5 protein-coding genes and 1 pseudogene are annotated in these 5,492 nt (G+C 29.0%); 5 read left to right on the forward strand and 1 reads right to left on the reverse strand.

Annotated elements, in window-relative coordinates:
* Nucleotides 1–118: 118 nt before the first annotated feature.
* Both B3J26_RS00640 and B3J26_RS00645 read left to right on the forward strand, forming a co-directional pair.
* On the forward strand, nt 119–385 hold the full coding sequence (locus B3J26_RS00640) for a helix-turn-helix domain-containing protein (protein WP_291072682.1): 267 nt from the start codon (nt 119–121) through the stop codon (nt 383–385).
* Between the two features lie 2 nt (nt 386–387).
* On the forward strand, nt 388–1,650 hold the full coding sequence (locus B3J26_RS00645; protein ID WP_291072684.1) for a type II toxin-antitoxin system HipA family toxin: 1,263 nt from the start codon (nt 388–390) through the stop codon (nt 1,648–1,650).
* Between the two features lie 186 nt (nt 1,651–1,836).
* On the opposite strand, the pseudogene B3J26_RS00650 reads toward B3J26_RS00645, so the two are convergent.
* A pseudogene (locus B3J26_RS00650) lies at nt 1,837–1,968 on the reverse strand (IS3 family transposase); the annotation flags it as partial.
* Between the two features lie 1,716 nt (nt 1,969–3,684).
* Between B3J26_RS00650 and B3J26_RS00655 the strand changes: the two are divergent.
* From B3J26_RS00655 to B3J26_RS00665, 3 genes are read left to right on the forward strand one after another with little or no spacing between them, the layout of a single operon-like run.
* A complete protein-coding gene (locus tag B3J26_RS00655; protein WP_114999434.1) occupies nt 3,685–3,891 on the forward strand; it encodes a helix-turn-helix transcriptional regulator in 207 nt (68 codons plus the stop codon).
* Nucleotides 3,888–4,214 carry a HipA N-terminal domain-containing protein gene (locus B3J26_RS00660; protein ID WP_221857121.1) on the forward strand — a complete coding sequence of 109 codons (327 nt, stop codon included), beginning with the start codon at nt 3,888–3,890 and terminating at the stop codon, nt 4,212–4,214. Before B3J26_RS00655 ends, B3J26_RS00660 begins: the two co-directional genes overlap by 4 nt.
* Nucleotides 4,211–5,158, forward strand: coding sequence for a HipA domain-containing protein (locus B3J26_RS00665; protein ID WP_291072685.1), 948 nt, complete (start codon nt 4,211–4,213; stop codon nt 5,156–5,158). The genes B3J26_RS00660 and B3J26_RS00665 overlap by 4 nt, the downstream gene beginning before the upstream one ends.
* Nucleotides 5,159–5,492 lie beyond the last annotated feature (334 nt).

Here is a 5,492-nt window from a genome sequence, read left to right on the forward strand (position 1 = left end):
TAATTATATTTAAAGTCTACGAAGTCATGAAGTACGACAGGTTTAATACAAACAAAATGTATACATTATTATATATTTTGTCTAAATTTCGTACATTTGATTATTATAATATACATTTATGTTAGATTTCACAACAATAAAAGATGTAAAAAATTCAATTGGTGAGTGGTGTAAAAAAATGCGAAAAGCAGAACACTTAACACAACAAGAATTAGCTGATGAATTAGCGCTTTCTCGTTTAACAATTGCTAAACTTGAAAATGGAGAGAATCCTACAATCGAAACTCTTTTGAAAGTATTACAGTATTTTGACGAAATGAAATCAATCAATCAATTTGTTTCTGATAAAATTGAAAGATTAGAAAATAATCAATCCATGTATTAACTATGGCAAAGAATCAAATCATTTCAATCAATTTTCAAGGAATTGAAATTGGAAAAATTGGATACGACGAAAACCAAAGAAAATCTTCATTCCAATACAATCCTGAATTTTTGGAAAGTAATAGCTACAAAAAGATATTTCCTTATGTTATTCGAAGAACGCCTAACGTACAAGTATTTTCTGAATTTGAAGGGGAAACTTTTCGAGGACTACCTCCTATGATTGCAGATTCTTTACCTGATTTTTTTGGAAACATTGTTTTCAAAGAATGGCTTGAATCTACTCAAAAAGACATAAGTGTAATCACGCCTTTAGAGCAGCTTACTTATGTTGGTAAAAGAGGAATGGGAGCCTTAGAATTTTCTCCAGCCAAAGAAATTAAATCCAATCAAACAATTAATGTCGATGAAATTACAGAAGTAGTTAAAAAAGTATTGGATTTAAAAACTTCCACCGAAGAAAAAGGATTAAGTGATATTGCTTTACTGAATATTTTCAAGATTGGAACTTCAGCTGGCGGTGCACGACCTAAAATTTTGGTTTCGGAAAATAAATCTACAGGACATTTAATTCCTGGTGATTTAGAAACTTCTGAAGAATATAATCATTATTTAATCAAGCTTTCGATCGACGAAGATCAAGGCTATTCAAAAGAAAAAATAGAATACATTTATTATCAAATTGCAACTTCCATTGGAATTGAAATGATGCCTTCTAAATTAATTGAAGATAAACATTTTGCAACATTACGATTTGATCGTCAAAATGGACAAAAACAGCATATTTTGACAGCTTCAGGAATGACAGGGTGGGATTTCAAAAAGCCTGAAAATTCGTCTTATGAAAATCTTTTTAAACTAGCTTTTGATTTGAAACTTTCGCACAAAAATATTCAGCAATTATTTAAACGAATGGCTTTTAATCTTGTTTTTTTTAATATTGATGACCATTTAAAGAATTTCTCATTCATTTATGATACAGAAAAAGACCGTTGGAATTTAGCTCCTGCCTATGATTTAACCTATCCGTTAGATGCTTTAAAAAACTATCTTCGAATTTCAAGAGCGATGTCTATTAATGGAAAACGAACTGAAATTAATCGAACTGATTTACTGAAAATAGCTGATTTATTCACGATTAAAGATGCTAACGGAATTATTGATGAAGTCGTACAATCGACTAATCAATTCAGAATCCTATGTCAAAAACAAAATATTCCTGAAAAAGTGATTGATAAAATTGAATCTGAGTTTTTAATGTTTTAATTAAAAATAGCATGATACTAAATACAATTCGTTCAAGAGGATTTTGAATATCTTCAAAGAAAGACTCAGTTAATTTATATTGATAAGGGTTTTTGCTATTGAAGATTTTTATATTAATAGAAGATTTGCAGTTTTATGTAAGCAAATTTTGATAGCTGGTTATGCAAATAAAAAGTACAGTAAAATTTAAGCTACATTTTTGTAAACATTATTTAAGTTATTAAATTCTTCAATTGTTTTGTAATTCAATGAGCTGTGTCTTCTTTTTCTGTTGTACCAAATATCAATGTATTGAAATATTTCGCTTTCCATTTGTTTTATGAAAATCTGTACGTTGTCAAAATGATTTGGACACCTCTTTCTAAAAATTAAGAGAGTGTTTGGTTTATAAATTTATTATTTTTTCTTTCGAACACACTTTAGATCCTTTGCTCGTAATTCTGAACAATTTAACTAAAATTCGTCATTTCGATACTAAATCGTCGGATTTTTAATTTCTTTTTCAATATTCAAGTTTTAAATTTACTTTTAATAAGGAATTAAAAACCATCATTGCTGAAGAGTCGAGTGTCAATTCGGCGTAACGAACGTTAAAAATGATTTACTGTTCACATTTTATATGTGAATGATTTAAAGCATTTAGTGAGTAGCCGTTATTGACCGATTTGTAGGCACAGACTTGACGTTTTTGGTTCGTTTTTGCGTCAAGGTAAAAATGAATGAAGGTAGTTTTGAAAAACGAGAATAATCTTTCTATCACTTTTTTATTCATAGCTTATCTATTTTAATTATAGGTATTCATATGCCCTTCGGGAAAGTTCATCAAAAAAAACATTTGAAATTAAAAATTTGAAATTAAGAGGAGGAGCCATGGAATGGCTCAGGTAATTCAACTAACTAAATTATCTCCATAAAGTTGGCAACTCGCTTCACTCAGACACTCCAACTTTTTTATTCCAATAATTTAGAGTTAAATTGCATTTCGATTCTAAATCGTCGGATTTTTCTAATCCTTTTTTCTAATTCAGATTCGTTATCACTTTTATCAACGGATTTTAGAGTCGACTTACGATTTGCAGACGAGCTTCAATCCATTGAAACAAGCGTAAAAAAGATTAGTGAGCGATAGCGAATCATTTAATCTTTTTAGTGCGTAAAATGGTAATTGAACGTCGAAAATCGCAGTCTTGATTTTTTGATTACTTTTTGATCAAGCAAAAAGTAATAAATAAAGAACTACTAATTATTCTCTTATTCACGTAATTATGTTCAGAACCTCAACTCGTTGTTAATTTGAGGTATCGAGAAATCTATTACTTTCATTTTTTTATTCATAGCTTATCTATTTTAATTATAGGTATTCAGATGCCCTTCGGGGAATAGTCAAAAAAACTAACGAAAAAAGACTTGGCTGTAAAACTCTCTACTAAATATGTTCTCATTTCTCTAAAGATTTTAAAAACCCTACGGGCTAATACCTTTTTAAGTTTCATTCAAACATTTTCTTAACGTGTGTGTTTTAATACCGTTTTCGTCATTCTTTTCCAATATTCAAATTCGCTTTTAGTACGGTCACTGAGGTTTTAGAAGGAAAAAATCAAACATGCGAAGGGAATAGATCGTAAAAATGTGGCTTCGTGAACCTCAGCCACCAAGAAAAACCTGTTCCTAGGCTCTCGAAGGGAAAAGATCAAACTATCAAGAAGAAAAGGTTTTCAGTATGGTTAAAATTTAGTTTATATCCATTTGTTATACGTCTTAATTAAAATTCGTCAGTTCGAGTGATTTTTCGAAATAATAATGAAGAAAAATTGTATCGAGAATAGAATTTTATCTTCAAAAAATTCAGCCACCAAAAGATCGTTCCCTGAGTTCTAAAAAGGAAAATATCGTAAAAGTGTGACTTCGAGAACCTCAGCCACCAAGAAATGACCGTACCCTAAAAGGTATAATACTTACGTTTATATAAATTTTATACCTTATTGGGTATAAAACAAAAATTATGACTATATTTATACCTCAAAGGGTATAAGTATGAATCAATCAATTGCAGAATTTATCAAACAGAAAAGAAAAAGATTAAAACTTACACAACCTGAATTAGCTGAGAGAGCTGGAGTTGGTTTAAGATTTATTCGTGAACTAGAACAAGGAAAACCTTCTGTAAGATTAGATAAAGTGAATCAAGTTTTAGCTTTATTTGGTTCTGAAGTTGGTGTAATTGATAAAATTGAGCAATGAGAAAAGGTTTAGTCTATTATAAAAATCAATTTGCAGGAACAATTTCTGAAAATGAAAATGGTTATATTTTTAAATACGATCAAGAATATTTGAATAATTTGGAATCGAAACCAATTAGTTTAACGCTTCCAAAACAACAAGATTCTTATGAAAGTAAAATTTTATTTCCTTTTTTTGATGGATTAATACCAGAAGGTTGGCTTTTGAATATTGCAGTAAAAAATTGGAAATTAAATTCTAAAGATCGTTTTGGTTTATTATTAACCCTTTGCAAAGATTGTATTGGAGCTGTTTCTATCATTTCAAATAATGAAGAATTATGATAAAATGCCTTAGTTGTTACAAAGAATTAGCAGAAAATGAAATTGATTTTCATTCTAAATGTTCTAAAAAAATATTTGGTTCAATAAATCCTCCTTCAATTGATTTTGACAGCAAACAATTAGAAGAATTAGCAAAAGAGTTGATTGTAAAAAGTGTTGCAGTTACAGGTGTACAGCCAAAATTATCTTTAAATCTTATAAGCGATATAAATAAACAATCGAGATTTACAATTGTGGATCTTGAAGGAAATTATATTTTAAAACCTGCTTCAAAAGAATATATCGACTTACCCGAAAATGAAGACTTAACCATGCATTTAGCGGAATTGGTAAAAATAAAAACAGCAACACACACACTTATTCGGCTTAAATCAGGTGAATTGGCTTATTTAACAAAGCGATTTGATCGAAAAAATGAAGATAAAATTGCTGTTGAAGACTTTTGTCAATTGACTGAAAATTTAACGGAACATAAATATCGAGGTTCAATAGAAAAAATCGGAAAATTAATCTATCAACTAACTAAAAATAGTGGATTTGAAGCTCAAAAATTATTTGAAATTGTTTTATTTAATTACTTGACTGCAAATGCTGATATGCATCTTAAAAACTATTCATTAATCGAAAATGATTTCAATGAATACGAATTATCTCCAGCTTACGATTTATTGAATACGCTGTTATTAATTCCCAATGATAAGGAAGAATCTGCATTAACAATTAATGGTAAAAAAAATAGATTAAAAATAGAAGATTTCAATCAGTTAGCGAAAACATTAAAAATACCTAATAAATCAGTAGAATCTATTTACAAAAGATTCATCAAAATTAAACTAAAATGGATCGATTTTGTGGAGATTAGTTTCTTAAATAAGGATACTAAACAAGCGTATATTGAAACATTGAACACTAGATTTAATAAATTGTTTAGTTCTAATAATTAGAGCAAGTATGACTTCAAGAACCTCAGCCACCAAGAAAACCCGTTCCATGAGGCACTCGAAGGGAAAAGAGTAAACACTCGAAAGGAAAAGATCGTAAAATGTGACTTCGAAAACCTCAGCCACCAAGAAAACCGTTCCCTGAGCATTCTAAATGCAGTATCTTTCTATCACTTTTTTATTCATAGCTTAATCTATTTTAATTATAGATATTCATTTGAAACAATTAATAACTCATGAATAAAAAATGAATGAATATAGTTTTTCAAAATCCTTTTTCTAATTCAAATTCGTTGTCACTTTTAACAACAAATTTTGTCATTCTGATTTCTATGAC

This window comes from Empedobacter sp. UBA5987 (assembly GCF_002429865.1).
Taxonomy (GTDB): domain Bacteria; phylum Bacteroidota; class Bacteroidia; order Flavobacteriales; family Weeksellaceae; genus Empedobacter; species Empedobacter falsenii_B.